This is a genomic window from Luteolibacter sp. (genome assembly GCF_039920825.1).
Classification (GTDB): Bacteria; Verrucomicrobiota; Verrucomicrobiia; order Verrucomicrobiales; family Akkermansiaceae; genus Luteolibacter.
In genome coordinates this window covers 272218-292536 of the sequence record NZ_JBDSCX010000038.1, presented here as the reverse complement: position 1 = coordinate 292536, position 20319 = coordinate 272218, and the positions used below count along the sequence as shown (strand labels likewise).

Here is a 20319-nt window from a genome sequence, read left to right as displayed (position 1 = left end):
TCAAGGGGTGCGGGAGAATCCCACCGCCACGATGTTGTATTGCTTGAAGTAGCAGGGAGCATCCGCGTCCAAATCAATCATCGGCATCAGCGTCCGGAGCCAGCTGTTGGCGTATTGCCAATACCCGCCGATGCCGTTGACTTCGACCTTCAGCGGCTTCTTCCCCAGCGCGGCGGTGGAGATCAGCGAGTTCAGCGCGTCGCGCCGGGCGTATTTGTCCAGAGTCTGATAGGTGTAGACCTTCACGCTGAAGGAATGGCTCTGACTCTCCTCGTCGCGGATGAAGGGATCCGCTTCGAGCAGCGGCACCAGCTCGCACGCCCGCTCCAGCGCGATGGACAATTCGTTGTCGATCTCCTGGCCGTAGTCCACCAGCACCAGCGGTGTTCCGTCCGGGTCAAACGTCAGCTTCCATTCCGAGGCGTGGCGCATGGATCAGAGTGGAGAGGTGACAATCCAGTTGGTGCCGTTGGATGTCACCACGGCTTTGGCCGAGCCGCCGGCCGCCACGCTTGAGCCGACGGAAGGAGTCAGGGAGTCGGTCACAATCATCGTTGCTCCAAGCCCCGCAGTGGCCGCAGCTGCGAGGGAACCGACCGTGGTATTGCCCATTTTAAGATACCCGGTCGCACCGATGTTAGCGCCTGAGTAAACAGACTTCACAATCCCCAAGCCGCCGGACAGCTTGACCGCCCCAGTCGTGCTGGAGGTGGAATCCGTGACGTTTTGAAAGGAAGTGACGTTGTAAGGACCGAAAGTGTTGAGGTTTGTCACCGCGCTGATCGACATGATCACCGTTCCCTCGCGGTCCTGGACAACCAGTTTTCCCGAGTCATCGCCGGGTGACGTTGATAGCCTGCCCACAAAAACAGTGCCATTTGTGTCCATATAAAGTTCACCGGAGGACGGGCCGGCCGCAGCAACCCGAACCTCAAAGGGATAGGCAGCGGCAGTCGTGATTTGTGATGGTCCTACTCTTACAAAGCCCCCGGTTACGCGGATGGTATTGGTCTTGGCGCTGGTGGCATCACTCCGGAAAACAGGGACGCTGTTTTGAGTCATTGTCCAGTCACCTGTCGGCAGCAGACTTGCTGTGGTGGTTCCGGTGCCTCCGAGATTGACAGCGACAGTGCCACCAGCCGCCGCCGTGGACATGGTAGTTCCGTCACCAAAAGTAAGGACCTTCCCTGTGCCAATTTTGGGACCGCCGTTGGCAATGGAGAAAGGAACCGAGGCAGCTGAAAGCTTGACGCTGTTGTGCGAACCCAGTGCGTAATAGTCACCAGGGTAGCCAATCCCGAAAAACACTTCGCCGGTTCCGTCGCCTGTTGCTTCAAATTGAATGCCTACCTTGGCAATTCGCGTAACGGCACCATCCCAAAGTTGTGAATTGAGGAAAATGGGAGTGGACTCGCCTAACGGATACGTGGTTGCGGATGAAGATGTTTGCAGTGGGTTTACGTAACCAAAATGATCTGACCGAACACTGCTGCCATAGACGTAAGCGTCGCCGATCTGAAGCCCGTTTTGCCAATATAAACAGATACGCGGCGCTTCAAGGATCGCCTCGGGGTAGTTGCCCCCGACATTTCCACTGGCACCGTGAAGGGTGATCAGCCGAAAGTTCGCAGCGGCAGCACCCGTGGTGTCCTCTAATTCAACTCGCTGGTTACCCGCAAGGCGAATTGCGGGCGGAGTAACTCCGTCCGAGCCGTTTACTGCTGTCGTGCGAAAAACTCCAGTCCCACTGGTTTGAGGGACCTTGTCGATTCCTCCAGTTGTTGAGAGCTTCGAAGTATCTACCTTCAGCCCAAGCGCGGTGGTGGTCGCGGTGGACACCGGTTTGTTCGCGTCGCTGGTGTTGTCGACATTGTTCAGCGACAGCAGCGTCTTGGCCGCGCCGTAATTCGCCGCTGCTAGAAACGATTGGATATTCGCCGATGGCGTGATTCCCGCATAGGTCGTGAGGTCCGCATCGTATGCCTGAACGTCCGCGCCGACGGTGAGGCCAAGTGTGATTTTCGCCGCCGCGACACTGGCTGCCTTGAACAAGGCCTTGCCGGCCGTCGTCCCGCCCATGTTGGTTAGAAACGCGTCGCCATTCGCGCCGATGTTTCCGCCGGTGACGTTCAGGAACTGGCCTTGGGCGACGGTGGCGAGCAGCGAGAGAATGAGTAATACTTTTTTCATAGATTCACGTAAACAAGGCTTTGGGATCCAAGGGTCTCACCCGACAAAACGGGGCGCTGATAGGAAACGGAATCCGCATTCCAGAGCGTCCCCGGCGGGTGCCAGATCATTGCCACCGGGTCCACCAAGGTGAAAATCCCAGGGTTGGCGCTCGCGTCTTCAAGCACGCGCAGGGATTGCCCGACAGTCAGAGGATAGACAGCGGCGGTGATCACCCCGTCATCGGTAGTCCCGGCGTCCTGAGTCCAGGATCCGGCGCTGGATGGCGGGGTCGGATAGGAAAGGGAATCACTCACCCATTGAGTGGCTGTCAGATCGTCGGTAAAGCGCCAATGCCCGAGGCCGAACCCATCATCCTCCCAGTCAAGCTTCCCGTCCCAAAACGGCGATGACCTGATCCCGTGTTCGTAATGATCGCCATCGAGCGCGGTAAAAATACGTTGGATGAAATCCGGGTTGGTGCTGGTGACAAGCACGGCCAGAACTTCGTTAGCCGGCACCTCCCTCAGCAGGAGGTTTAAATCGGGTGGTGGAATGATGATTTCCGCCACCGCGATCACCTGCTGCCAGGTGATGGCCCCCAGCGGCCGTTGCTCGATCCAGCCGTCGTTCACCCGCAGCTCGATCAGGCCGGTGCCGGCCAGCTCAACGACAAGAATTCGATCTCCGAGACTGATGGCGGGTGCGGGCATGTCGTTAGGCGCTGCGGGAAGTGTCGCGGTTGACGGGGAAGTCCCCTTTGAAAAGCGTGATCACCCGGCCATCTGCCAGGGTGATTTCAAGGTCGTAGTCATGCCGTCCTAACGGCCATTCGGCGGTTTCCGCCGCTGGCTTCTCAGCCAGTGTGATGATGTTCGGCGTCGGGCTGCCGCTGATGAGGATCGAGTCATCGCTGGTTTTCCATTCCGTCACCAGGGTTTGCCTCAGCCGCGTCCGCACCTGAAGCAGCGCGCTCGTCACCTCCACCGCCGCGCCGTCCTGGGAGAGCATTGCCAGCGGCCGGGCCGGAAACGTATCGCCACGCATCACCGGCTCGAAGTCGAGCGCGGCGGGTGTGAGCGATCCTATCTCTGACATGGCTGGCTGGCGAGTGGCGGAGGTGTTAGCCGACAGCGCTGTCGATGGTGTTCAACGCCCCGCCATCGGCGAGATCGGTGACTCGCCATTCCGCGACCGCCGCTTCCCCGTTGATTTTCGGGAATTTGGTAATCGTTAGGCGCGCGTGGAATTCCATCACACCGAAGGCCACACCCGATTCATTGATCAATTTCGAATAAAACCATCCATCCTTGTAACGGGCTCCGTTCTTCCAGATTTGTTGCGAACCGGCCGCTGCCAGGGCGTCGGTCCCAAACATGATTTGATCGTAAAGCTGAGGAGGGAAGTCGATGGTGGAGATGTTGAAGGCATCCTCGATAGCCTTCGTATCCGTCCTCTGCTTCTTGCCACCGGTCGGAGAGCACCAGCTTCGGACAACTGTTTGGCTTTTCGGATCGTAAGCACCCTCGCTCACGCGGCCTAATGAGTAGTCCGGATAAGCGGTGGAAGGCGTCGCCGGTTTCGCCGTTGCGGAGATCGCCGCGCCGGAAGTCCCGATGAGTGAGCCATTCGGCGCGAAGAAAACGGTTTGACCGTAAAGGCGCTCGATGAGGGTTCCAAATGCAGCTGGCATGATGTTGTGGTGTTAGCGGTGGGTGTCGGGTGGTTTCAGATGCCGTCCACGCGGATGGCGGGAGGCATGGCGAGCAAGGCATCCGCCTCGGCTTGGGTGAGCTTGATCTTATGACCGTCGCCGCAGATCAGATCGCCGATCTCAACGGACGGAACGATTACGGTGCAGGCGAGGAGCGGGGCTTCGATGTCCTTGGGCATGGGGAAATCAATGCCGCCCGCCCGCGCCTCCATTCAAGCACCGTGACAACTGCGGCGCGTCCCTGTCTTCCCATCAACCTCTTCAAACCCTGCTCACCTCGGCAATGATCTCATAAACCAGAAACCCCGCCTTTGCTGGCACGATGATAATGGAGTCCACCTCCAGCCGGTGGATCAGTTGCCCGGGTCGCGGATCCACCCAACCATGCAGCGCGTCGCCCATCAGTTCGGATAGATCATCCGGCGGCATCCCGCTGTAAACCATCTCCTGGCACCACAGGCTGATCGAATACCTCGCGCCCAGCCGCAGCTTGGAAGACTTCCGGTCGGGATTCTTGCCGCCCAGATGCTTGATGATCACGCAGCCTTTGGCGTCGGCCTTGCCCACGACTTCGCCCACCTGTTCGAGCAACTTCTCCGTCCGGTTGATCATCACTCCCACGCCTTCAAGCAGGAGTTTCCCTTCGGAGATTTCCACATCGCGCAGCATGCACGCAATGGCTTCGGCCTTGTCATTCCATCTGCTCATAAATTCTTCCTTTCAATGTTCGATGTTGGGCGTTCGATGTTCGATGTTCAAACATCCGTGTAGGAGTTGATATGTTCCAGCCCGCCATCACGGGCGGCTTCCTGCAGGGCGATCAGGGTGGGCAGGACGGATTCGTCCGCGAGGTGCGTGGTCCAGCTCCTCAGCACGAAGAATAGATCACCGCCCGGTTTGGGCACGATCCGCTTGCCGCCCTTGCGCGAGCCTCGGGTGATTTCCTTTTCCTCACCCTCCACCAGATAGCCGATGGTGCCGGTTCCTTTGCGGTTCGGGATGAAGGCGAGCAGTCCCATTTCCCGTGGCGATGCCCGCTCGTTCTCCGGTCCCTGGCGCGGGACATCATCGGTCGGAATGGCCTGTGCCTTCGTCGGCTCGCCCGTGAAGGAACTGATGGATTGGCCGGGAAGCACGGTGCCGCCATTATAATGCAGCGCCATCCCGATCCGGGTGATTCTAACCGTGGCGTGATTTTCGTCGGCCTCCACCTCCACGCTTTCGGCCGCCTTCGCAAAATAGTTGGAATTCGGACTGCGGGAGTTCTGCGCGTGAAGGTGATCGATCAGGGAGGTTTCCACGTTCTCTGCCATCTTGGCGTGCAGCCCTTCCTTGTCCGCCAGCGCCTCCGCCATCCCGGCGAGCTGCCTGCCGACGCCCAGGTCGCGGACATTGACTTCCAGCCGGATCATGGCAGGTTCCTCCCGTGAGAACCAAGGCCGCCAAGCAGCTTCACCAGCCCATTCCGGAGCTGGCCAAGGCTCAGGCCATGCCGGAGAGCACCCGCCGCAAGGCTGGCAATCTCCATCGCAAGCCAGCCAGCGAGGAAAAGCAAATTGCGGATCAGCTCAAAGTTGCTCCACATACACGGTGACCTCCCCTCCTTCCGTGGTGATCTTCCCGCGCTCGATGCGGGTGACTTTGAACATCGCGCCTTGCAGGAAAATCACTTCGCCGTCCGTCAGCAACGGGTGGGCAGGATCCGGATTGCGGATCTCATCGGCCAGGCTTCTCACCAGCGGGGAAATGTCCTTCGCTCCGTAGCTCTTCTCGCAGATCAGCGTGAGCTTGAATCTGCCCGGCGCGGCATACTTCCGCGCCCCGCTCGCCGCGATGCTCCATGACTCCGCAGGCTTGTTAGCCAGTGGCTCGTAAACCATCAGGCTTTCCAACCGGGCGATCATCGCGTCGAAGGTTTTCTTTGCCTTGAACGCCATCCCCCGGAACACCGGAACCGTGGCGGCCAGCGGCTCGATCCGCTCGAACAACCGCAGCAAATCATCAAACACATCCAGCCTGCCAGGCGGCGGCTTCATGGAATCGTCCCGCTCGAAACTGGTGTGATCCTCCACCCATAACTTCAGCGCATGCCGTTGGAAAAGCCCTTGGTCGTTTCCGTCCGGCGTATCCCGGTGGAACGTCTCCGTCACGCCTCGCTGCCACACCGCATCGAGCTTCGCGGCGGACATCGGCCGCGTGCCGTTAGGATCGGTGAAGACAAACGTGTCGCCCTGCCATTCCGCCAGCCCTAGCATCCGGTCGGCCAGCGCTTTCCGCATCACCGGCTCCACGATCCGCGGCTTCGTCTGTAAAGTTTCGTTAGGACTGCTCAAAGGCTTCGGCGCGGGTGGCGTCCATCCTTCCAGCAAACCGAGCGCCTTGCACTCATTGAATCCGATGGCACGCCAGCCCATCCCACTTCCCCACGCGAACGGCGGATAGTCCACCCCGAGGCTGTCCTTGTCGCCATTGCCTAACCGCTGCCAGATTCCATCGTCCTTCAGCGCGATCATCCGGCCGCCGTAAAGCCTGCCCCCGGCGCGGATCCATCGCATCACCCATGCGCGGTGCGTCTTGCGGTTCTCCAGCCGGATCAGCTCCCAGGCGGGTGAACTCCGCAGAGTTTTCAGCCCGCGCTCCTTCTGTGCCCAGCCCTGGAGCAGCCGGACGTTGGTCCGCAACATCACCTGGATCCGCCGCATCGAGCGCAGATCCTTAATGGTTCCTTCCTGCCCCGCCTCCGGCTGATAGCCCACGCTGTCCAGAAACTGTTCGATGCGCTTGCGGCTCTGCTCGATGCTCGATGCGCCGTTGGAAATCAAAGCCATCTCATTCCGGAAATTCGCCAGGATGTTTGCCTGCGCCACTCCGGCCGAGTAGAACTGGCGCTCCCGGATCCACTGCGGCACCCGGCTCCATTCCGCCGTCCGCAGCTCCGAAGGAACCGAAACCTTCCCGTTCAAAAGCTCCCAAGCATCTGACATCCCGTTAGCCATCAGACCTTCTTCCCTTCGATGTTCGATGTTGGGCGTTCGATGTTCGATGTTCCTCTGGCCTTCTTCACCGCACTCTCCGCGCTCCGGAGAAATTCATGCGGCAGTTCCCAAACCGTGATCAACGTGTCCTCACGCCCGAAAACGAAAACCCGCAGATGGTGAATCACCGGCTCGCAACCGGGATGCAGCGCGGCCTTCACGTCCAGATAGCGGCGGAGGCTTCCCCGCGTGTCGGTGGGGGAAATCCCATGTTCGAGTGCCGCAGCCGCAACACGGCCGATGGCACGCCGGTTCAGCCCGAAGCGCTCTTTGGCGCGATCAGCGGCATGTTCCGAAATGGGCGGGGAATTGGCCATGGAGTTAGATTCCGTCCTGATTCCGCCATCCATCCCGGCGGGGCGATTCATTCACGGCGGGGGCAAGCACCGGCGTCTGGGTAATCTCTTCGGCCGAAGGCTGCTCAACCAGCGGATCACCCTTGGCGATGCCCTTCAGATAGGCACTGGCTTCCTTGAATTCATCGCGCCGGGTTTCGGTTTGCTCGCCCACGTTGAAGCGACCGCAGAGCCGTTGCCGGATCAGAATCACCGCTTGTGTGATCGCGCCTTCCGGCAGCGTCGCCGGATCCGGATCCAGTTTATTCGCGGAGTGGCTGCGGATCGCATCACGGAACGTCCCGGTGAACTGTTGAAACACCTGGGCAAACGGATCGTTCTGGCCTTCGGCTAACAACTTCGTCCGGAACGCCGCTTCCTCCGCGCTGTTGATGCAGCTCCGGAGATCATCCTCGGTAATCTGCCGCCACATGGTTAGAGGGCCTCCCCGGTTTGGATTTCCTGAGCCGCGATCTCTTCGGCGAAATAGAGCGTAACCTTGCCGCCATTGGCGAAGGCGCAGAAACCCGCCACCAGGATCCGACTGCCGGGACTGCGAAGCGCCGCCATCACCGTCATTTCCGCCACCTTCACCGCACCGTCTGGAGTCTGGCTCCCTCCGGAAATGGCGTTCGCCTTCGCCGCCAGTTCCACGGCATCCACCTCCGCCAACAACGCTCTCACGGTGGCTACATCTTCCGGCTTATCTAAATCATGCATGGCTGGTCTCTCTTTTCTTTCTATCAACTTTCAACTCTCAACCATCAACTCGTGATGCCGGTGATGCGGCGGAACGGAAAACCATTAACCATCCCGCCGCACGAACCGGAACCAGAGGATTCAGGAAAGCGTGATCCGGCGTGCGCACGACGCTGCCACGACTTCGGGATCTTCGGTCCAATCGACGTAGTAGACATCGGATGCCGCCCGCTCCTCGCGGTATTCACGGACGCCATCGACCAGAGTGGCGGTCGTCGCGAAAGTCTTCGCGAACGACGGGTCCATTTGGTCGGGGTTGTCGGATCCGTAGAAGAGGAAGACCTCACCGCCGACGATGTTCACCGCGTTTTTGGCCGCGCCCGCCTTGAGCGTGTCGTAGCTGAGGATGCCCACGCGGAATTCCATCTGCGGATTGATCGTCATGCGCACGGCTTGATCGCCGGTCAGACCGATGAGTTCCGCGCCTGGCTGGCGGGCTTTCACGAGCGCGTGATTGCGGAAGACCCTCCAGGCACCGAGGCCGAAGATGATCCGGTTGGGCATGCGGCCGGTGTCGGTGGCGATGGCTTCGATCTGCGCGTCGATCTCGGCAACGGGATCGTTTGCAGCGTTGGACCACACACCCACGCCGCCGGACGCGGCCTTGCCCGCCTTCACCATGTCGAAGATCTTCTTCTCATGGCTGGTGGAACAGGCACCGACGAGGTTCCTGATCTTCGATTCCTGGAGCGCCTTGATTCCTTTTTCCCCGGCGAGTTCGCGTTCGTAGTCGTCGATGGTGGTTTCCAGGCCCTGCGGCACGCAGTTGAAAAACGGATCGGTGGCGGAGAATTCAATCCGCTTGCGGTTCCCCCCCACGGCGCGTGAGGTGTCGTAAACCTGGAAGTCGTTCTTGTCCCCGTATTTCTTGTATTGTCCGTGGGCAATTCCACAGGCAACAATCGGGGCAATGAAGTTGGCCAGGCTCGTGGTGCGATCCTGGGCGAGGCCGCTCGCGTAGTTCGAGAGGTAGATGTTTCGGGTAGCTGCTGAAGCAGGCATGATCGTATGGTGTTAGGGTATTGGTTTCTGGAGTGTCTGTTAGGCGAGGATGGCGGGATCGACGAGGACGGCATCAATGAGTTCCTGGGCGACACCGGCTTCGATTGCGCGGGCCACACGGATCCGGGCGGTGCCAGCACCGGGGTCGAGCTTGGTGGTGCCGTCCGCCTGGAGAACCAGGGAGGAACCGGCCACGACAGCGCCGGGCGCGGCACCCAGCTTGACCTTCACGATTCCGCCGAAGTTGTGCAGCGCGACGGAGTCTTTTCCGGTGACGGGAAATCCTTCGGTAATGACGCCGAGCGGCAGCGTGGCCGTGGCGGAGGTGACAATGCCGCCGGATGGCAGCACGAAGTATCCCTCAAGGCCGGTGTGATCGGCAAGGGGAGTGAGTGGGATGATGGCATCGGAACGAGAGATCATGATGTTTTGGTGTCTGGAGTTTGGTTTCTAACGTGTAGTGGATGGGATCAGAACAGTTCCGGCTTCTCGCCCTTGGCGATGGTCCAGGCGGTTTGGAAATCGCACTTCTCGCGATTCTTGACGGTGGCGACCAAAGCCGTGCGCTTGCTTTCCTTCTGGTCATCCTCCGCCTCGGTGAATTTCTTTCCGTCGGGAGGAGTGGCGCGGTTCTTTTGGAACAGGGGCTTGTTTGGATCCTCGCCCCTCTTCGCCATCTGGGCGGCGAAGGTCTTCACCGTGGCGGCGCGGTTGAGCTGGAGGAGTTCCTTGGCGGCTTCCTTGTCTTCAATGACTGCGGCGTAGGTTTCGAGATCGCTTTCGATGGCCTCGGCACGCAGGACCTTCACTTCGGTCTCCAGCTTGTCGGCTTCGGCAGCGCGGTTCTTGGAGGTGGCGACATCGGCTTTGAACGCCGTGGTTTTCGTTTCGAGTTCCGCCTCGGGGGTGGTTTCCGGGACGCCGAGAAGCCCGCAGAGCAGGGCGAGTGATTTGATGGTGGACATACTTTTGTTGGATTCAGTTTTGCGATTCGCGCTCACCGGCCTGAGCGCTTTCAGTTTGGGCCGGTTGGTCAGCCCGGCACCCGTTAGGGATGTCGGATAGAATTTGAAAACCCCGGCCTCATAGCGGACGGATCCGGAGAACTCGGGGGAGATGTAGCGGTAAACCTGGGTGGTGATTTTCTCCCGGCCCGGTGGAGTCCACGGGGTTTCCAGCTCCAGCTCGCTGCGGTCGCCGCCGTAGCGGAGCGCATGCCCCCAGCCGAGAGCTTCGGTGGACTGCGTCATGTCGTGGGACAGATGGTCCGCGTCGATCAGGATGTCACCCTCGAACGACTGCACCAGGCTCTCAAACACGGCCGCATCAAACACCGTCAGCCCTTCGACCGACATGTCCTCCGCCGCCACGCCGTATCCCGGCACATCGTAGCCGGCGGGAATGTCCACCGTGCCGGGAAACTCTCCCAGCGAGGCGACGTGCGTCCATGGCTTCGGCGTCTTGTTGAAGGTGGTTAGGTCGCGGAAACGTCCGCTGCAATGAAGTTCGTTTTTCATGGGGTATCCAAAAGGGCTTGAACCAGCTCGGCTCCTAACAATGCTTCCAGCTCCGGGCTTGCCATGAACTCGGGTGCCTTTTCGGCCAGGGCTTTCATCGCGGCATCGAGCGCGGGAATGTCATCGGCTTCCCAAGCGGACTCCACCGCACGGCCCAGCGGTTGGGCGTCGGCGGTCAATGCCGTGACCAGGGCGGAGTCAACGGATTTGGTTGCCCGGTTCTTTGAACCCGGCAGCTTGGATTTTTCATCCAGGAGTTTCTTCTCAGCGGCAAGCTTGGCGGGATCCGGTTTCGTGTCCGGATTGGCGGGATCGACCGGCGGCACAGCGGCGGCCTTGGCGGTTAGGGTGTAACCGGTTTTCTCACTGAGTTCCGCGCCGTCGATCACCCATCCGGCATCGGCCAGGTTTTTGACGTTTTCCACCAGCTTGCCGACATCCTCGGCATCCTTGGCCGCAAGCTCGAAATAACAGAGAGGGGTTTCGCCGGGGAAGGACTTCGCGAGGATCGGCACGTCGAGCTGTTCGTGAAATAACGCGGAGATCTCCTTGGCCAGTGCCAAGGCGATGTCGTCGAAGGTATCCTGGTGGGCTTCGGAGTTTCCAGAGCCGAGGCCGGTCGCTTCGTTGAGCATCGTCAGCTTGCCCGACGTGGCGGCCATCACGATCTGTTCATCCTGATAGCCGAGATGCTGGAGGAACGGATTTTGATCCTTGCCGCCGCCGCCGCTGTCCAGGGTTTCCAGCGTGCCGCCGGGAATGATGCCTTCGCCATCGCTGCCGATGCCGCGCATGATCCGCATCCACGCCTGCATCTTCGCCGGGTCATCGGCGAGGGCCGCCGCCATTTGGTCCGGCAGGATCCAGAACACGAACGGGATTCCATAGCGGGCGATGTAGGCATCAAAATCTTTTCCTGATAGACCTTTCCTGACGAAGGCGGGCAGCGCGATTTCATTGATCGGATCCTCGACCTCGCGAATCAGGAAATTCTCCGGCTTGATCTCCACGCCGGAAACGCCTCCATGCAGCGCGTTTTCCTGGAACAACCAGTCGCCGTAATAACCCTGCTTGCACCAGTGCCATTGCGGCACCGGCTCCAGGCCGATGATCTCACCACCGCTGCCGAAGTGTTTCTCCACATGCGAGAAGCCGCGGAACTCCGCCAGCGCCAGATGCTTCAGCGCGGCGCGGAAACCTGTCATGCCCTGGTAGGCGGCCTTGAGTTTCTCCGCCTGCTTCTCCGCCTTGGCTTTGAGGCCATCGTCTAAATCGGATTGGATCTTGATGTCCCAATCCAGCTTCAGCAGGGCGGATAGAATCCGCCGCTTGGCACCGCGCAAAGTGGCATCCCGCTTTTCAATGAAGTGGTAAAGCCACTGGAGATTGGAAAGTTCGCCACGCTGGCCAGCCTCCAACTCGGAGATCACCCGACCCATGTTCAATCCCCGCAACGGATTTTGCGTGGACAGCATGTTGTCGGTTAGGTCGGTCGTGAGCAGCTTCATGAAACGCCCTCACCCATGCACGCGACATCACCGCCCATTCAAGAACCGTGACAACTGCGGCGCGGACCTGTAGCAGGGACATCCTGTCCCTTGCCATCATTTATTCATCATCATCTGGCAGCACCCGAAACGTCCTCGGTGTGATCGTGCCGATTCCAGCTTGGCGCAATCGCTCTGAGAATCGTTCCCATGCGGTGCCTTCACCCTTACGCTCTGCGATTGCGCGGGCGGATATCAGTAGGTCTTCCAGTTCCAACTCCCGCGCCGTCTTCGCGGTCGTCACCTGGGAAAGTTCCAGGAACAGTTTGTCGATCATCTCAGTTTGCATAAAATGTTTCGGTTAGCCAGTCAACGAACGATCCCCGCGCATCACCGCATCCGGCGTCCAGATCTTCGTCCGCACCGGCGGCAGCACGATTCCCGTCGGCGTCTTGCCCGCATGAACAGACAAGGCCAAAGCCCAGAATCTATCCGAGTGACCGTCCGGCCCGGTGTCCGCCGTGAAACGGATGTTTCCTGACGCCGTGGTTTCTTTTTTAACACCACGCAAGTCCGCACGGATTTCCTTTCTCTCCGGAATCTTCAACGCCCGGTCCTCCATCAGCGAGCGGACCGGATAGGCCAGCTCTTCTTTGACGGGCGCGGAGAACGTCACCGCCTCCACTCGATAGATGGAGAACTTCTCCTGGGCGCGTTCGGCGAGCTGCATGCCGAGGCCGGTGGCGTCAATACAGCAACGCTTCACTTTCCGCTCCGCGATCAACGGCCACAGGATTTCCTCCTGTTTGGAGAAAGGCATGTTCTTCAGCTCAATGACGCGCCTGGTGAAATAATACCCGCCGATCTTCTCAAGAATCCAAATGACGGTGAGGTCATGGCGGCGGCCGATGTCCACGCCTATATATAAGTCACCGATGCAGTTGTGCAGGTCGATCTTGTCCCAGATCTCGCCCTTCGTGTATTCCGCCGCCGCGATCAGATCCCATTCCAGGAACGCGGCCTTGTCATCGGCCGGGATACAGCAGAACTCCTGGAGGAAGCTTTCCTCGTCCGGGCATTCGCGGCGGACCATGTCGAAGTATTCCGGTTCGTCCATGTCGAGGATCGGATCCTCGGGGTTCGCTTTCGCCAGGGTGGTCTGGAGTTTGAATAGAAAGCCCTGGTCGAGCGCGTCCTGGAGAGTGACCGTATGGAGCGAGATCTTCTTCGGGTTGCCCTTTTCCTTGATCTCTCTAACAAGTTCATTGAAGAAGGTCAGATTCCCCCGGTGGGTGGAAATCATCGAGAGATTGCCGCCCCAGGTGATGCCCGGATACGCGATGGCATATAACTTCCGCTGGTGCGGATTGATCGCGAACTCATCGAGCTTGCGCGGTCCGCGCTTTCCGGCCTGGGCATCCGGATTGGAACTGAGCGAATGAATCACCCGCTCGTTGGCGAACTGCATTTCATAGGACTTGAAGGCCTTGCCCTTTTCATCCTCGTAAACCTTTTCGCCCAGATCCTTGGCACCGTGCTGGAGAACCCTTGCCCAGCCGACGCAGTCATTTAGATAGAGAGCGGCCTGTCCTTCGTCACGGGAACTGATCCAGGTATCATGCACCCGGCTCGCCGGGGCGATGGACCGCACCGTTTCATAAGCATCTGCCCAGGAGATTCCCACCTGGCGGCTTTTCTCCATCAGCTTGATGCGGGCCTGATCCTTCACCCAGCGCGTCTGATAGGGAAGGAACCGCGCCTTTATATTAGTGGGCCGGATTTTCGCCTTACCCGGAAATGCCTTCACGGTGCATGACGCGGAAACTTTGCGCGGACGATTGGCAGGGGCCGTGCGAGCCGTGGTTTGCCCCGTGCGAGCGGCGGGAGCGTTTTCGGCGGCATCGCCCTTACCGGACGCGTCCGCGCCAGCTGGGGTTGATTTTCTCGCCCGCTTCATTTTCAGGATTAGCCGAAGAGTTCCAGGGATTCCTCCATCAGCTCGATGGCCTCTTTCGAGACCCCGCCCTTCTTGATCAGCGCGGCCTTCTTCTCCTCGATCTTTTGCTTGGCCGCCTGGCGCTCCTCCTCCTTGACCTCGAAGGCCCGGAGCTTTGCTTGTGTTAGCTTGTCGCCCTGGTTGGAGGACGAGAGCATTTGCAGCGTCAGCGCCAGTGAGGAGAACTGCTTCGGTGTGGCGTCATCCGTCATTAGGAAGTCCACCACCTTTTCCGCCAGTGCCGTGCGGCCACCGGCAAGCAACCCGGATTCATCACCGGCGGTCACGGCCTCGGCCAGCATTTCGCTTTTGTGGCGGGCTTCTCTCAGCCGGGTGAGATAGGGATGCAAAGCACCGTCCCGGAAACTGGAGGCACCCATCAGCGAGATTTCAACGCCTCGCTTTTTCGCCGCCTCCTTAATCACCGCGAGAACATGCCCGCCCGGCGTCTTGGCCAGCGCTTCGAGCAGCTCGACCACCTCTTCGGGTGTCAGTTCCTTTTCGACCTTGGATGACATTAGATTTTCTTCACTTCGATGTTCGATGTTGAACGTTCGATGTTCGGTGTTCCGCTAGACCAGCCCCTCGGCTTCGCAGTAATCCACCGCTTCCGCCGTGGACTCCCACCGTTTCACCCCTGCGGAAAGCGTCCTGCCCACCGGGAGCCGGGCGAAGCCGCGCTTGACCAGGTAATCAAGATGTTGCTCCAGCTCCTCGTTGGTCAGTCGGAAACCCGCCGCCTTGGCCGTCGCCAACAGAGTGGCGAGTGGCAGCGAGAGAGGAGCGGAAACCACCAACGCGGCCAACAACGCATCACGCAAAATCTGTTTTTGTTCGGCGGTCATGGCGGTTAGGAATGGCGGCCAAGCAGAGTGTCGATCTTCCTGCCCTGGTAAATCATCGTCTGTTCGATGGTCTCCTGGCCTTTCACCAGCGTGGCATTGCTCACTGCCACAGCCCCGATCTCAGTGCGGATTTCCTCACGAGCGCGGGTGCTTTCCTGCTGGCTCGTTTCCATCTTCGCTTCCACCTTGCCGAGCTGCTTCTGGAAATCCTTCTTCAGCGCTTCCAGGTCAGACTTCAAAACCGCCTGCCCGTCCCGACTGTCCCGCTTGTAGGCAAAGAAGAACTGGGAGAGCTGGATCGCGATCAGCACGAACACGCCAATCGAAGTCGGCGTGACTTCAGGGGCGGCATCAGCAATGAAAGTGAAGGGGATCATGTAGATTGTGAATTATGGCTTCTAACTAAAGTGTGGGGCGCGGCGTCAACCAGCCATGGAACCACCGCGCCCCGTTCGGGAATCACTTCCCGAGAATGGTGACGGGCCGGGTGGCTTTCATCCGGCCGTAGATGACCATGACCAGGCCGACGAGAGCGGAGACGCCTTCCAGCACTTGCTGGAGCTGTCCGCCCGCCTGGTTGATTTCGTCCTGGGAAACCGGCGCTTGATAGAACTGCGCCGCGATGGTCGCGGCCATGATCAAAGCACCCACGATGGTCTTGCTTTGGAAAATCGGTTTCGGATTCATGCCCAAACCATTGCCACCAAGCCCGCCCGTTCTGCCAGAACCGTGACAACTGCGGCGCGGCACCTTACCTCGGCAGGCCGGAAAAACCGCAGGCTTCACGCAGCCGCTGCATGGGAAACGCCGGGCCGGGATCGACCTTGCGCCGTGGCGCGATGTCGTCATGCCCGACCACGTCATCCAGATGATAGGCTTTCGTGATGGCTTGGAACACCGCGATGCCCGCGAGGATCTGCACCTCGGGAAAAGCCTCCCAGGAAGTGATCTGCCCGCCGTTCTTGTGCCGGGCGACCACGGGCGGGAGATTGGAATAGCGGCGGATCAAGCTGGCATCGTCGCCGCCGTTGGCGAACTCGATGCCGATGGAACAACTATTCAGCCAGGTGTAAGTCGTCCGCTGGTCATGCCAGGTGGACTCGCCCGCATGATCCGCCTTCTGGTTGAATGCGCGGATTTGATAGATCGTGCCGTCGCGGTCGATGATCACATGCGCCTCCGCTCCATGCGCATCGGTCGAGCGCCAGAAATCCACTGAGGAAAGCGCCGTCGCTCCGGACGTGAAATGCGCGATGCCGAAGCGGCGGATCCGCATCTCCGGCCCGGCCGGGTATTTCAAACGCGTCGCGCCGGTCAGCCAATGGTCAACCACCTCGATCTGCCTGCCACCCAAAAGGGTTTGAATGGCCGCCGGACGACTGAGGCTTTTCAACCAGGCAAGAATCGAATCAAAGATTTTCATTTCCGTTGTTTGGTAAAGGTCCGGCGTGTTCTATCAGTCGCGTCGTAGTTTCTGGAACCCTGCATGATCAGCAGGATGAAGCCGCAGCCGCAGACCATCCCGGCCATCAGCGTGCAGCCGAGCCACAGGAGGTAGGCATTCGCGAGGTTGGCCATCATAACAGATCCTCCCGGTGCAGTTCCATTCCGGCCAGGATCTCATTCTGCTCCTGCCGCTGTTCGCCGCTGGAAAGTGTCGCCCCCCGGCGTCGCAGGCACAGCAGCAGCGCTACCGCTGTGACGATCAATCCTGCACCGCCGGGGGACATTCGTTTTTGGGGTAATTGGTTGGAAAATTCAGGGGGTCCACAGCTTGCGAAAAAGGTGCATCGCCTCGCCCCTTACGGGAGTCACTTGTCCTGAGAAATCACAGGCACAATGACGGGAGTCGGCGCATGGGCGACGGCCCAGGAATCGACCGCCCACTTCACCATGCCGCTGACGAGGCCGATGGTCGGCGCGTCCGGGGTGGTGGTTTTGACCCCTTTCGGGTCAACCGTGGTGACGCAGGATGGTAGCAGCCCGATCAGGCAGACCATGAATAACAGACGCAGCAGGGATGGTTTCATCGGTAGTGGTGGTTTTGGTGGGTGGGGTTGCAAGCACCCCATCATTCCAAACCACCCGCCGTAAACATCCGTGACAACTGCGGCGTGGGACCGGTGCGTAAAAAAACTCCCCAACGTGGGGAGTTATTGGAAACCGGAAACGACTTCCGGCTTATTCAAAACCCGAAACCATTTCGGGTTTCACGGTTTCCACGCGGTCAAGGAAACAACATGCTTGACCTCAATCCAGTGCTCGTCCCCGCCATCATCGTAAACTGACAAACGGTTTGGGACGCCATCGGTCGACAACCATCCTTGAAAACCGTTGCCTCCAAACATCATAGGATTTGCAGTCTTTAGGATCTTGGGCGGGGATACCTTGCCATTCTCTAGCTTGTAGATGCGGACGTTCTCATCGTTGCCGACAACAAGTTTATCTTTGTCAAACAGGGCGACCTCCCAGGTGGAAACATCGCCAGCAATCTTCCAGTCGGAATCAGTCGTTTGGATCTCTGTCGAAAGCAGCTCCTTCCCCTTGGCGCTCACCCACACAATCAGATAACGGGGCGCTCGGTCTGTAAAACCCTCCGGCGGTCGCGGCTGTCCGATGACAAAGGCCGCGGATCCGTCACTCGCCATGGCGGCCGTCCGCAGCACCTGCGTGTAGGGTCCTTGTTTTGCCTTCCAGGTCCAGAGCTTCGTCTGGGCAAAAGCCTGGGTTGTCAAAGTGGCAAGGACGGTGGCTAGCAAGAGCTGTTTCATAGATTTGTTCGTATTTTTGATAGATAATTCCCATCCGCCATGCCTACTTCCCAAACTCCGCCTGCATCTTCCGGACCTTTTCATCAAAGCCTTTGCTGCCTTGTTCGCTTTCAAGATCCCACCTTAGCTTTTCCTCTTCGGTTTCATCTCCGTAACCATTGACCGCAGCCCGCGCCCTGAAGATCGCGATGTCCGCTCGGAGTCTCGCAATCTGAAGCCGGTCTTTCCTCGCTTGATCCTCCAAGATTTTCACTTGGGCAAGCGCGGGATCCGGCATCACCGGAACTGCTTTTTTCTCACAGCCTGAGCTGGCGATTAATGCAAAAACGATTCCAAGAAGGGTGATGTGTTTCATGATTTCGTTAGAATTGTTTCATTAGCCATTTTCCCGCAGCGATCAATCCGAGGATCACGACAAGCGGCACCCAGAGGACAAGTCCTCCGATCACCCGGTCCAGCATGGGATTGTCTCTCATGGTTTCATGATCTTGATGTTCTGTGCAGTTTCATTTCCAGATCTGGCGGCGCGATTCCCAGATTGGATAGATCCATGAGAAATCACTACGCTGGTGGGTGGTGGATTCATACCGAGGATTCAGCGGCATCAGTCTCACTTGGTTGCCCATGAATTCTAGACGCCGGAATACCACGCCGTCATCTACGAAACGGCACACAGCCAAGCAACCGCTGTAGGCTTCCTCGCCGGGCATTAAAACCAATTGATCTTTCTCGCGAAAAGAATCCTCCATGGAATCACCCTCTAGGATGACGCCGAAAGCTTTCGGATCCCGGCAGTCGGTCGGCATTGTTTGGCGATGCGATACGGCGATCTCTTCATAGACTGCGGCGGCACCGGCATGCGCCCACCCGAGCACGGGAATTCTTCGATCTCCAGTTTTGAGTTCCACCGCGTCTTTCCGTTCGGACATAATGCTCACCACGGGATTGATCGCGTCCGTAAGGAAATCCACAAAACGCTCTTGGGATGCCGGATCATTCGGATGATATTCGGAGCTAAGATCCTTAATTTTTCCTAACATACTTACAAAAGCCGTCCCTGAGTCCCTTGGCCCCTCACCGCTGATCAACCATTCCATGGAGACGTTTGCAGCCCTTGCTATTCCTAGCATCTGCTCACTTTTTGGCATCAGTTTTCCAGCAAGCCATTTAGCCAGAGCCGACGTTCCAGCGCCCGCCCTTACAGCGAATTCGGGCCTGCCGAGGCCAGACCTTTCAATGCTCCAAGTCAGGCGCTCCGCGAATGTTTCCATTTGGACATCTTTTTTATTGCGTGTCCATTCGGACAGTGTTTCTATACGGACATGAGCTTTGCACGCAGCGGCGCGGTTGAACAGCCCAAACCCCGCATCCAACGGAACACCCCCCGCATTCTCGCTCGCCGTGGATGGTCAATCAATACGGCGGCGAAACGCCTCGGTTGCGATGTCGGTCACCTGAGCCGGGTGCTGAGTGGTGAACGCTCCAGCAAGAGCCTCATGACCCGCGTCAATGAACTCCCAAACCTCATATCCTAACACCCGTGAACGAAACCCTTCATAACGCCATCCGCTCTATCCGCGTCTGCGCCTGGATCAACATCAAGCAGGCCAAAGTCGCCAAGGCCGCCGGTCGCTCCCTCCTCGCCAACTACCACGCCGCCGTTGCCCTCCAGTGCCGCCGGGATGCCAACAGCCTCCGACTCTAACATTCATGCCTCAATCATCCCACACCTGCCCTCACTGCTCCCGCGATTTCGCGACCGTTTCCGGACTTAAGAAGCACACCTGTCTGGACAGAAATGGAGACCCGATTTTCTCCAGCCCCTCGGAAGTTCTTCTATCAGGCCCGGAAGCAACCAGCCAATCCCCCATGGAAATCGCGGCCGCCGCCACCGCGCTCGCCACCTTTCAGACCGCCCGTGACGGCCTCAGTCACTGGTCCGGCCAGGTCAAGCTCTGCTCCCGCGCCACTCTCGCCGCCACCGCCATGGCCGGTCTCCACCTCCGCGCACTCCGCGTCCTCTACTTCGGCGAGCGCAACCCGAACGGCGGCCGGCCGAAAAAAACTCCGCACGCTGCGGAGTTTCCAGATTGGCCTTCAATGCTGACGGATTTTGCAGGTATTTCAGACGACACTGCGGGGCGGTGGATGAAGGTCGCCGACGCCATCGAAGCCCTCGCCGAGAAGCACGGCGGGGATGTCATTTCCATCTGCCGCACCGCGCCGTGGGATTGGACGCCGGAAGAATCCGAGGCCCTCGGCAATGCTGTGGGACTCCTCACCCAGGACAAGACCCAGCGCGAGCTGCTCCAGTCGGATTTTCTATCAAGCCTCGGCTACGAAGCACCGGAGAAAACCAACGGCTCCAACAATCCTAGCAGAAACAATGGCGGCAGGAAAGCACCCGCCGCCACGCCGCAGGCCAAGGTCGAAGCCAACCGCCTCATCGCCCGCACCGCCCTCTTCGGCCACGACTCCAAGGATCACCGCCCCAAGCCCGGCTCGCCCGCCTTCTGGATGAACGCCCTGATCGATGCCGACGGCAAAGGCGAACTCGCCAAACACCCCGCCGCCTCTCTCACCAAGAAGGAACGCGCCGACATTTACGACCTCCTCATCAAGCCCTTCGTCGATTCCTGGAAAGCACTCGACGCCTGATTCTAGCAACTACCACCCGCCTAGTAGCTAA

General features: G+C 59.1%; 33 protein-coding genes. 4 read left to right on the top strand and 29 right to left on the bottom strand.

Going from position 1 to position 20319, the window contains the following annotated elements:
• The 8 genes from ABIQ96_RS10465 to ABIQ96_RS10430 all read right to left on the bottom strand — a co-directional run bounded on the left by ABIQ96_RS10465 (position 1) and on the right by ABIQ96_RS10430 (position 5295).
• Positions 1-432: a hypothetical protein gene (locus ABIQ96_RS10465; RefSeq protein WP_348214528.1), complete on the bottom strand. Its 432-nt coding sequence runs from the start codon at positions 430-432 to the stop codon at positions 1-3.
• Between the two features lie 3 nt (positions 433-435).
• Positions 436-2190 (bottom strand): hypothetical protein, encoded by a 1755-nt coding sequence (locus ABIQ96_RS10460; RefSeq protein WP_348214527.1) that lies wholly within the window; start codon positions 2188-2190, stop codon positions 436-438.
• Entirely contained in the window at positions 2187-2882 is a 696-nt protein-coding gene (locus ABIQ96_RS10455) for a hypothetical protein (protein WP_348214526.1), read from the bottom strand. Before ABIQ96_RS10455 ends, ABIQ96_RS10460 begins: the two co-directional genes overlap by 4 nt.
• 4 nt (positions 2883-2886) lie before the next feature.
• Positions 2887-3267: a hypothetical protein gene (locus ABIQ96_RS10450; RefSeq protein ID WP_348214525.1), complete on the bottom strand. Its 381-nt coding sequence runs from the start codon at positions 3265-3267 to the stop codon at positions 2887-2889.
• Positions 3268-3292: 25 nt separating this feature from the next.
• Complete coding sequence (locus tag ABIQ96_RS10445) at positions 3293-3862, bottom strand: hypothetical protein (protein ID WP_348214524.1); 570 nt, start codon at positions 3860-3862, stop codon at positions 3293-3295.
• A 35-nt stretch (positions 3863-3897) separates the two neighbouring features.
• On the bottom strand, positions 3898-4062 hold the full coding sequence (locus tag ABIQ96_RS10440; protein ID WP_348214523.1) for a hypothetical protein: 165 nt from the start codon (positions 4060-4062) through the stop codon (positions 3898-3900).
• Positions 4063-4144: 82 nt separating this feature from the next.
• Complete coding sequence (locus ABIQ96_RS10435) at positions 4145-4591, bottom strand: hypothetical protein (RefSeq protein ID WP_348214522.1); 447 nt, start codon at positions 4589-4591, stop codon at positions 4145-4147.
• Positions 4592-4638: 47 nt separating this feature from the next.
• On the bottom strand, positions 4639-5295 hold the full coding sequence (locus ABIQ96_RS10430) for a hypothetical protein (protein WP_348214521.1): 657 nt from the start codon (positions 5293-5295) through the stop codon (positions 4639-4641).
• 14 nt (positions 5296-5309) lie between these two features.
• On the opposite strand from ABIQ96_RS10430, the gene ABIQ96_RS10425 reads away from it, so the two are divergent.
• Positions 5310-5477 (top strand): hypothetical protein, encoded by a 168-nt coding sequence (locus tag ABIQ96_RS10425; RefSeq protein WP_348214520.1) that lies wholly within the window; start codon positions 5310-5312, stop codon positions 5475-5477.
• On the opposite strand, the gene ABIQ96_RS10420 is transcribed toward ABIQ96_RS10425, so the two are convergent.
• The 21 genes from ABIQ96_RS10420 to ABIQ96_RS10320 all read right to left on the bottom strand — a co-directional run bounded on the left by ABIQ96_RS10420 (position 5452) and on the right by ABIQ96_RS10320 (position 18901).
• Positions 5452-6867, bottom strand: coding sequence for a hypothetical protein (locus ABIQ96_RS10420; RefSeq protein WP_348214519.1), 1416 nt, complete (start codon positions 6865-6867; stop codon positions 5452-5454). The two genes, ABIQ96_RS10425 and ABIQ96_RS10420, sit on opposite strands and share 26 nt — an antisense overlap.
• A gap of 11 nt (positions 6868-6878) precedes the next feature.
• A complete protein-coding gene (locus ABIQ96_RS10415) occupies positions 6879-7235 on the bottom strand; it encodes a hypothetical protein (protein WP_348214518.1) in 357 nt (118 codons plus the stop codon).
• A gap of 4 nt (positions 7236-7239) precedes the next feature.
• A complete protein-coding gene (locus ABIQ96_RS10410; RefSeq protein WP_348214517.1) occupies positions 7240-7686 on the bottom strand; it encodes a hypothetical protein in 447 nt (148 codons plus the stop codon).
• Positions 7687-7688: 2 nt separating this feature from the next.
• Entirely contained in the window at positions 7689-7973 is a 285-nt protein-coding gene (locus tag ABIQ96_RS10405) for a hypothetical protein (RefSeq protein WP_348214516.1), read from the bottom strand.
• A gap of 120 nt (positions 7974-8093) precedes the next feature.
• The gene (locus ABIQ96_RS10400; protein ID WP_348214515.1) at positions 8094-9014 is read right to left on the bottom strand and encodes a hypothetical protein; all 921 of its coding nucleotides are present in this window, start codon (positions 9012-9014) and stop codon (positions 8094-8096) included.
• 39 nt (positions 9015-9053) lie between these two features.
• Positions 9054-9437 (bottom strand): hypothetical protein, encoded by a 384-nt coding sequence (locus ABIQ96_RS10395; protein ID WP_348214514.1) that lies wholly within the window; start codon positions 9435-9437, stop codon positions 9054-9056.
• A gap of 47 nt (positions 9438-9484) precedes the next feature.
• The gene (locus tag ABIQ96_RS10390) at positions 9485-10531 is read right to left on the bottom strand and encodes a phage protease (protein ID WP_348214513.1); all 1047 of its coding nucleotides are present in this window, start codon (positions 10529-10531) and stop codon (positions 9485-9487) included.
• Entirely contained in the window at positions 10528-12039 is a 1512-nt protein-coding gene (locus tag ABIQ96_RS10385) for a DUF935 family protein (RefSeq protein ID WP_348214512.1), read from the bottom strand. The genes ABIQ96_RS10390 and ABIQ96_RS10385 overlap by 4 nt, the downstream gene beginning before the upstream one ends.
• A 100-nt stretch (positions 12040-12139) precedes the next feature.
• Positions 12140-12355: a hypothetical protein gene (locus tag ABIQ96_RS10380; protein WP_348214511.1), complete on the bottom strand. Its 216-nt coding sequence runs from the start codon at positions 12353-12355 to the stop codon at positions 12140-12142.
• 24 nt (positions 12356-12379) lie between these two features.
• Complete coding sequence (locus ABIQ96_RS10375; protein WP_348214510.1) at positions 12380-13825, bottom strand: hypothetical protein; 1446 nt, start codon at positions 13823-13825, stop codon at positions 12380-12382.
• A 158-nt stretch (positions 13826-13983) separates the two neighbouring features.
• Positions 13984-14532, bottom strand: a complete 549-nt coding sequence (locus ABIQ96_RS10370; protein WP_348214509.1) for a hypothetical protein — start codon at positions 14530-14532, stop codon at positions 13984-13986.
• A 54-nt stretch (positions 14533-14586) separates the two neighbouring features.
• Positions 14587-14859, bottom strand: a complete 273-nt coding sequence (locus tag ABIQ96_RS10365) for a hypothetical protein (RefSeq protein WP_348214508.1) — start codon at positions 14857-14859, stop codon at positions 14587-14589.
• A gap of 5 nt (positions 14860-14864) precedes the next feature.
• Positions 14865-15236, bottom strand: a complete 372-nt coding sequence (locus ABIQ96_RS10360) for a hypothetical protein (RefSeq protein ID WP_348214507.1) — start codon at positions 15234-15236, stop codon at positions 14865-14867.
• Between the two features lie 82 nt (positions 15237-15318).
• Entirely contained in the window at positions 15319-15546 is a 228-nt protein-coding gene (locus tag ABIQ96_RS10355) for a hypothetical protein (protein WP_348214506.1), read from the bottom strand.
• A gap of 64 nt (positions 15547-15610) precedes the next feature.
• On the bottom strand, positions 15611-16282 hold the full coding sequence (locus ABIQ96_RS10350; protein WP_348214505.1) for an N-acetylmuramoyl-L-alanine amidase: 672 nt from the start codon (positions 16280-16282) through the stop codon (positions 15611-15613).
• Positions 16279-16440, bottom strand: coding sequence for a hypothetical protein (locus ABIQ96_RS10345; protein ID WP_348214504.1), 162 nt, complete (start codon positions 16438-16440; stop codon positions 16279-16281). The genes ABIQ96_RS10350 and ABIQ96_RS10345 overlap by 4 nt, the downstream gene beginning before the upstream one ends.
• Positions 16437-16589: a hypothetical protein gene (locus ABIQ96_RS10340; RefSeq protein WP_348214503.1), complete on the bottom strand. Its 153-nt coding sequence runs from the start codon at positions 16587-16589 to the stop codon at positions 16437-16439. The genes ABIQ96_RS10345 and ABIQ96_RS10340 overlap by 4 nt, the downstream gene beginning before the upstream one ends.
• An 81-nt stretch (positions 16590-16670) precedes the next feature.
• Positions 16671-16889 carry a hypothetical protein gene (locus ABIQ96_RS10335; RefSeq protein ID WP_348214502.1) on the bottom strand — a complete coding sequence of 73 codons (219 nt, stop codon included), beginning with the start codon at positions 16887-16889 and terminating at the stop codon, positions 16671-16673.
• A gap of 180 nt (positions 16890-17069) precedes the next feature.
• Positions 17070-17630 (bottom strand): hypothetical protein, encoded by a 561-nt coding sequence (locus tag ABIQ96_RS10330; RefSeq protein WP_348214501.1) that lies wholly within the window; start codon positions 17628-17630, stop codon positions 17070-17072.
• 43 nt (positions 17631-17673) lie between these two features.
• A complete protein-coding gene (locus ABIQ96_RS10325) occupies positions 17674-17985 on the bottom strand; it encodes a hypothetical protein (protein ID WP_348214500.1) in 312 nt (103 codons plus the stop codon).
• Between the two features lie 151 nt (positions 17986-18136).
• Positions 18137-18901 carry a S24 family peptidase gene (locus tag ABIQ96_RS10320; protein ID WP_348214499.1) on the bottom strand — a complete coding sequence of 255 codons (765 nt, stop codon included), beginning with the start codon at positions 18899-18901 and terminating at the stop codon, positions 18137-18139.
• A 51-nt stretch (positions 18902-18952) separates the two neighbouring features.
• Between ABIQ96_RS10320 and ABIQ96_RS10315 the strand changes: the two genes are divergently transcribed.
• From ABIQ96_RS10315 to ABIQ96_RS10305, 3 genes are read left to right on the top strand one after another with little or no spacing between them, the layout of a single operon-like run.
• The gene (locus tag ABIQ96_RS10315) at positions 18953-19165 is read left to right on the top strand and encodes a transcriptional regulator (protein WP_348214498.1); all 213 of its coding nucleotides are present in this window, start codon (positions 18953-18955) and stop codon (positions 19163-19165) included.
• 5 nt (positions 19166-19170) lie between these two features.
• Positions 19171-19335: a hypothetical protein gene (locus tag ABIQ96_RS10310; RefSeq protein WP_348214497.1), complete on the top strand. Its 165-nt coding sequence runs from the start codon at positions 19171-19173 to the stop codon at positions 19333-19335.
• A gap of 5 nt (positions 19336-19340) precedes the next feature.
• A complete protein-coding gene (locus ABIQ96_RS10305; protein ID WP_348214496.1) occupies positions 19341-20288 on the top strand; it encodes a hypothetical protein in 948 nt (315 codons plus the stop codon).
• Positions 20289-20319: the final 31 nt, after the last annotated feature.

What these genes read in the sequence shown, in the direction of transcription:
- ABIQ96_RS10465 (WP_348214528.1), bottom strand. Translation starts at nt 432, where the DNA reads ATGCGCCACGCCTCGGAATGGAAGCTGACGTTTGACCCGGACGGAACA.
- ABIQ96_RS10460 (WP_348214527.1), bottom strand. Translation starts at nt 2,190, where the DNA reads ATGAAAAAAGTATTACTCATTCTCTCGCTGCTCGCCACCGTCGCCCAA.
- ABIQ96_RS10455 (WP_348214526.1), bottom strand. Translation starts at nt 2,882, where the DNA reads ATGCCCGCACCCGCCATCAGTCTCGGAGATCGAATTCTTGTCGTTGAG.
- ABIQ96_RS10450 (WP_348214525.1), bottom strand. Translation starts at nt 3,267, where the DNA reads ATGTCAGAGATAGGATCGCTCACACCCGCCGCGCTCGACTTCGAGCCG.
- ABIQ96_RS10445 (WP_348214524.1), bottom strand. Translation starts at nt 3,862, where the DNA reads ATGCCAGCTGCATTTGGAACCCTCATCGAGCGCCTTTACGGTCAAACC.
- ABIQ96_RS10440 (WP_348214523.1), bottom strand. Translation starts at nt 4,062, where the DNA reads ATGCCCAAGGACATCGAAGCCCCGCTCCTCGCCTGCACCGTAATCGTT.
- ABIQ96_RS10435 (WP_348214522.1), bottom strand. Translation starts at nt 4,591, where the DNA reads ATGAGCAGATGGAATGACAAGGCCGAAGCCATTGCGTGCATGCTGCGC.
- ABIQ96_RS10430 (WP_348214521.1), bottom strand. Translation starts at nt 5,295, where the DNA reads ATGATCCGGCTGGAAGTCAATGTCCGCGACCTGGGCGTCGGCAGGCAG.
- ABIQ96_RS10420 (WP_348214519.1), bottom strand. Translation starts at nt 6,867, where the DNA reads ATGTCAGATGCTTGGGAGCTTTTGAACGGGAAGGTTTCGGTTCCTTCG.
- ABIQ96_RS10415 (WP_348214518.1), bottom strand. Translation starts at nt 7,235, where the DNA reads ATGGCCAATTCCCCGCCCATTTCGGAACATGCCGCTGATCGCGCCAAA.
- ABIQ96_RS10410 (WP_348214517.1), bottom strand. Translation starts at nt 7,686, where the DNA reads ATGTGGCGGCAGATTACCGAGGATGATCTCCGGAGCTGCATCAACAGC.
- ABIQ96_RS10405 (WP_348214516.1), bottom strand. Translation starts at nt 7,973, where the DNA reads ATGCATGATTTAGATAAGCCGGAAGATGTAGCCACCGTGAGAGCGTTG.
- ABIQ96_RS10400 (WP_348214515.1), bottom strand. Translation starts at nt 9,014, where the DNA reads ATGCCTGCTTCAGCAGCTACCCGAAACATCTACCTCTCGAACTACGCG.
- ABIQ96_RS10395 (WP_348214514.1), bottom strand. Translation starts at nt 9,437, where the DNA reads ATGATCTCTCGTTCCGATGCCATCATCCCACTCACTCCCCTTGCCGAT.
- ABIQ96_RS10390 (WP_348214513.1), bottom strand. Translation starts at nt 10,531, where the DNA reads ATGAAAAACGAACTTCATTGCAGCGGACGTTTCCGCGACCTAACCACC.
- ABIQ96_RS10385 (WP_348214512.1), bottom strand. Translation starts at nt 12,039, where the DNA reads ATGAAGCTGCTCACGACCGACCTAACCGACAACATGCTGTCCACGCAA.
- ABIQ96_RS10380 (WP_348214511.1), bottom strand. Translation starts at nt 12,355, where the DNA reads ATGATCGACAAACTGTTCCTGGAACTTTCCCAGGTGACGACCGCGAAG.
- ABIQ96_RS10370 (WP_348214509.1), bottom strand. Translation starts at nt 14,532, where the DNA reads ATGTCATCCAAGGTCGAAAAGGAACTGACACCCGAAGAGGTGGTCGAG.
- ABIQ96_RS10365 (WP_348214508.1), bottom strand. Translation starts at nt 14,859, where the DNA reads ATGACCGCCGAACAAAAACAGATTTTGCGTGATGCGTTGTTGGCCGCG.
- ABIQ96_RS10360 (WP_348214507.1), bottom strand. Translation starts at nt 15,236, where the DNA reads ATGATCCCCTTCACTTTCATTGCTGATGCCGCCCCTGAAGTCACGCCG.
- ABIQ96_RS10355 (WP_348214506.1), bottom strand. Translation starts at nt 15,546, where the DNA reads ATGAATCCGAAACCGATTTTCCAAAGCAAGACCATCGTGGGTGCTTTG.
- ABIQ96_RS10350 (WP_348214505.1), bottom strand. Translation starts at nt 16,282, where the DNA reads ATGAAAATCTTTGATTCGATTCTTGCCTGGTTGAAAAGCCTCAGTCGT.
- ABIQ96_RS10345 (WP_348214504.1), bottom strand. Translation starts at nt 16,440, where the DNA reads ATGATGGCCAACCTCGCGAATGCCTACCTCCTGTGGCTCGGCTGCACG.
- ABIQ96_RS10340 (WP_348214503.1), bottom strand. Translation starts at nt 16,589, where the DNA reads ATGTCCCCCGGCGGTGCAGGATTGATCGTCACAGCGGTAGCGCTGCTG.
- ABIQ96_RS10335 (WP_348214502.1), bottom strand. Translation starts at nt 16,889, where the DNA reads ATGAAACCATCCCTGCTGCGTCTGTTATTCATGGTCTGCCTGATCGGG.
- ABIQ96_RS10330 (WP_348214501.1), bottom strand. Translation starts at nt 17,630, where the DNA reads ATGAAACAGCTCTTGCTAGCCACCGTCCTTGCCACTTTGACAACCCAG.
- ABIQ96_RS10325 (WP_348214500.1), bottom strand. Translation starts at nt 17,985, where the DNA reads ATGAAACACATCACCCTTCTTGGAATCGTTTTTGCATTAATCGCCAGC.
- ABIQ96_RS10320 (WP_348214499.1), bottom strand. Translation starts at nt 18,901, where the DNA reads ATGGAAACATTCGCGGAGCGCCTGACTTGGAGCATTGAAAGGTCTGGC.
- ABIQ96_RS10315 (WP_348214498.1), top strand. Translation starts at nt 18,953, where the DNA reads ATGAGCTTTGCACGCAGCGGCGCGGTTGAACAGCCCAAACCCCGCATC.
- ABIQ96_RS10305 (WP_348214496.1), top strand. Translation starts at nt 19,341, where the DNA reads ATGCCTCAATCATCCCACACCTGCCCTCACTGCTCCCGCGATTTCGCG.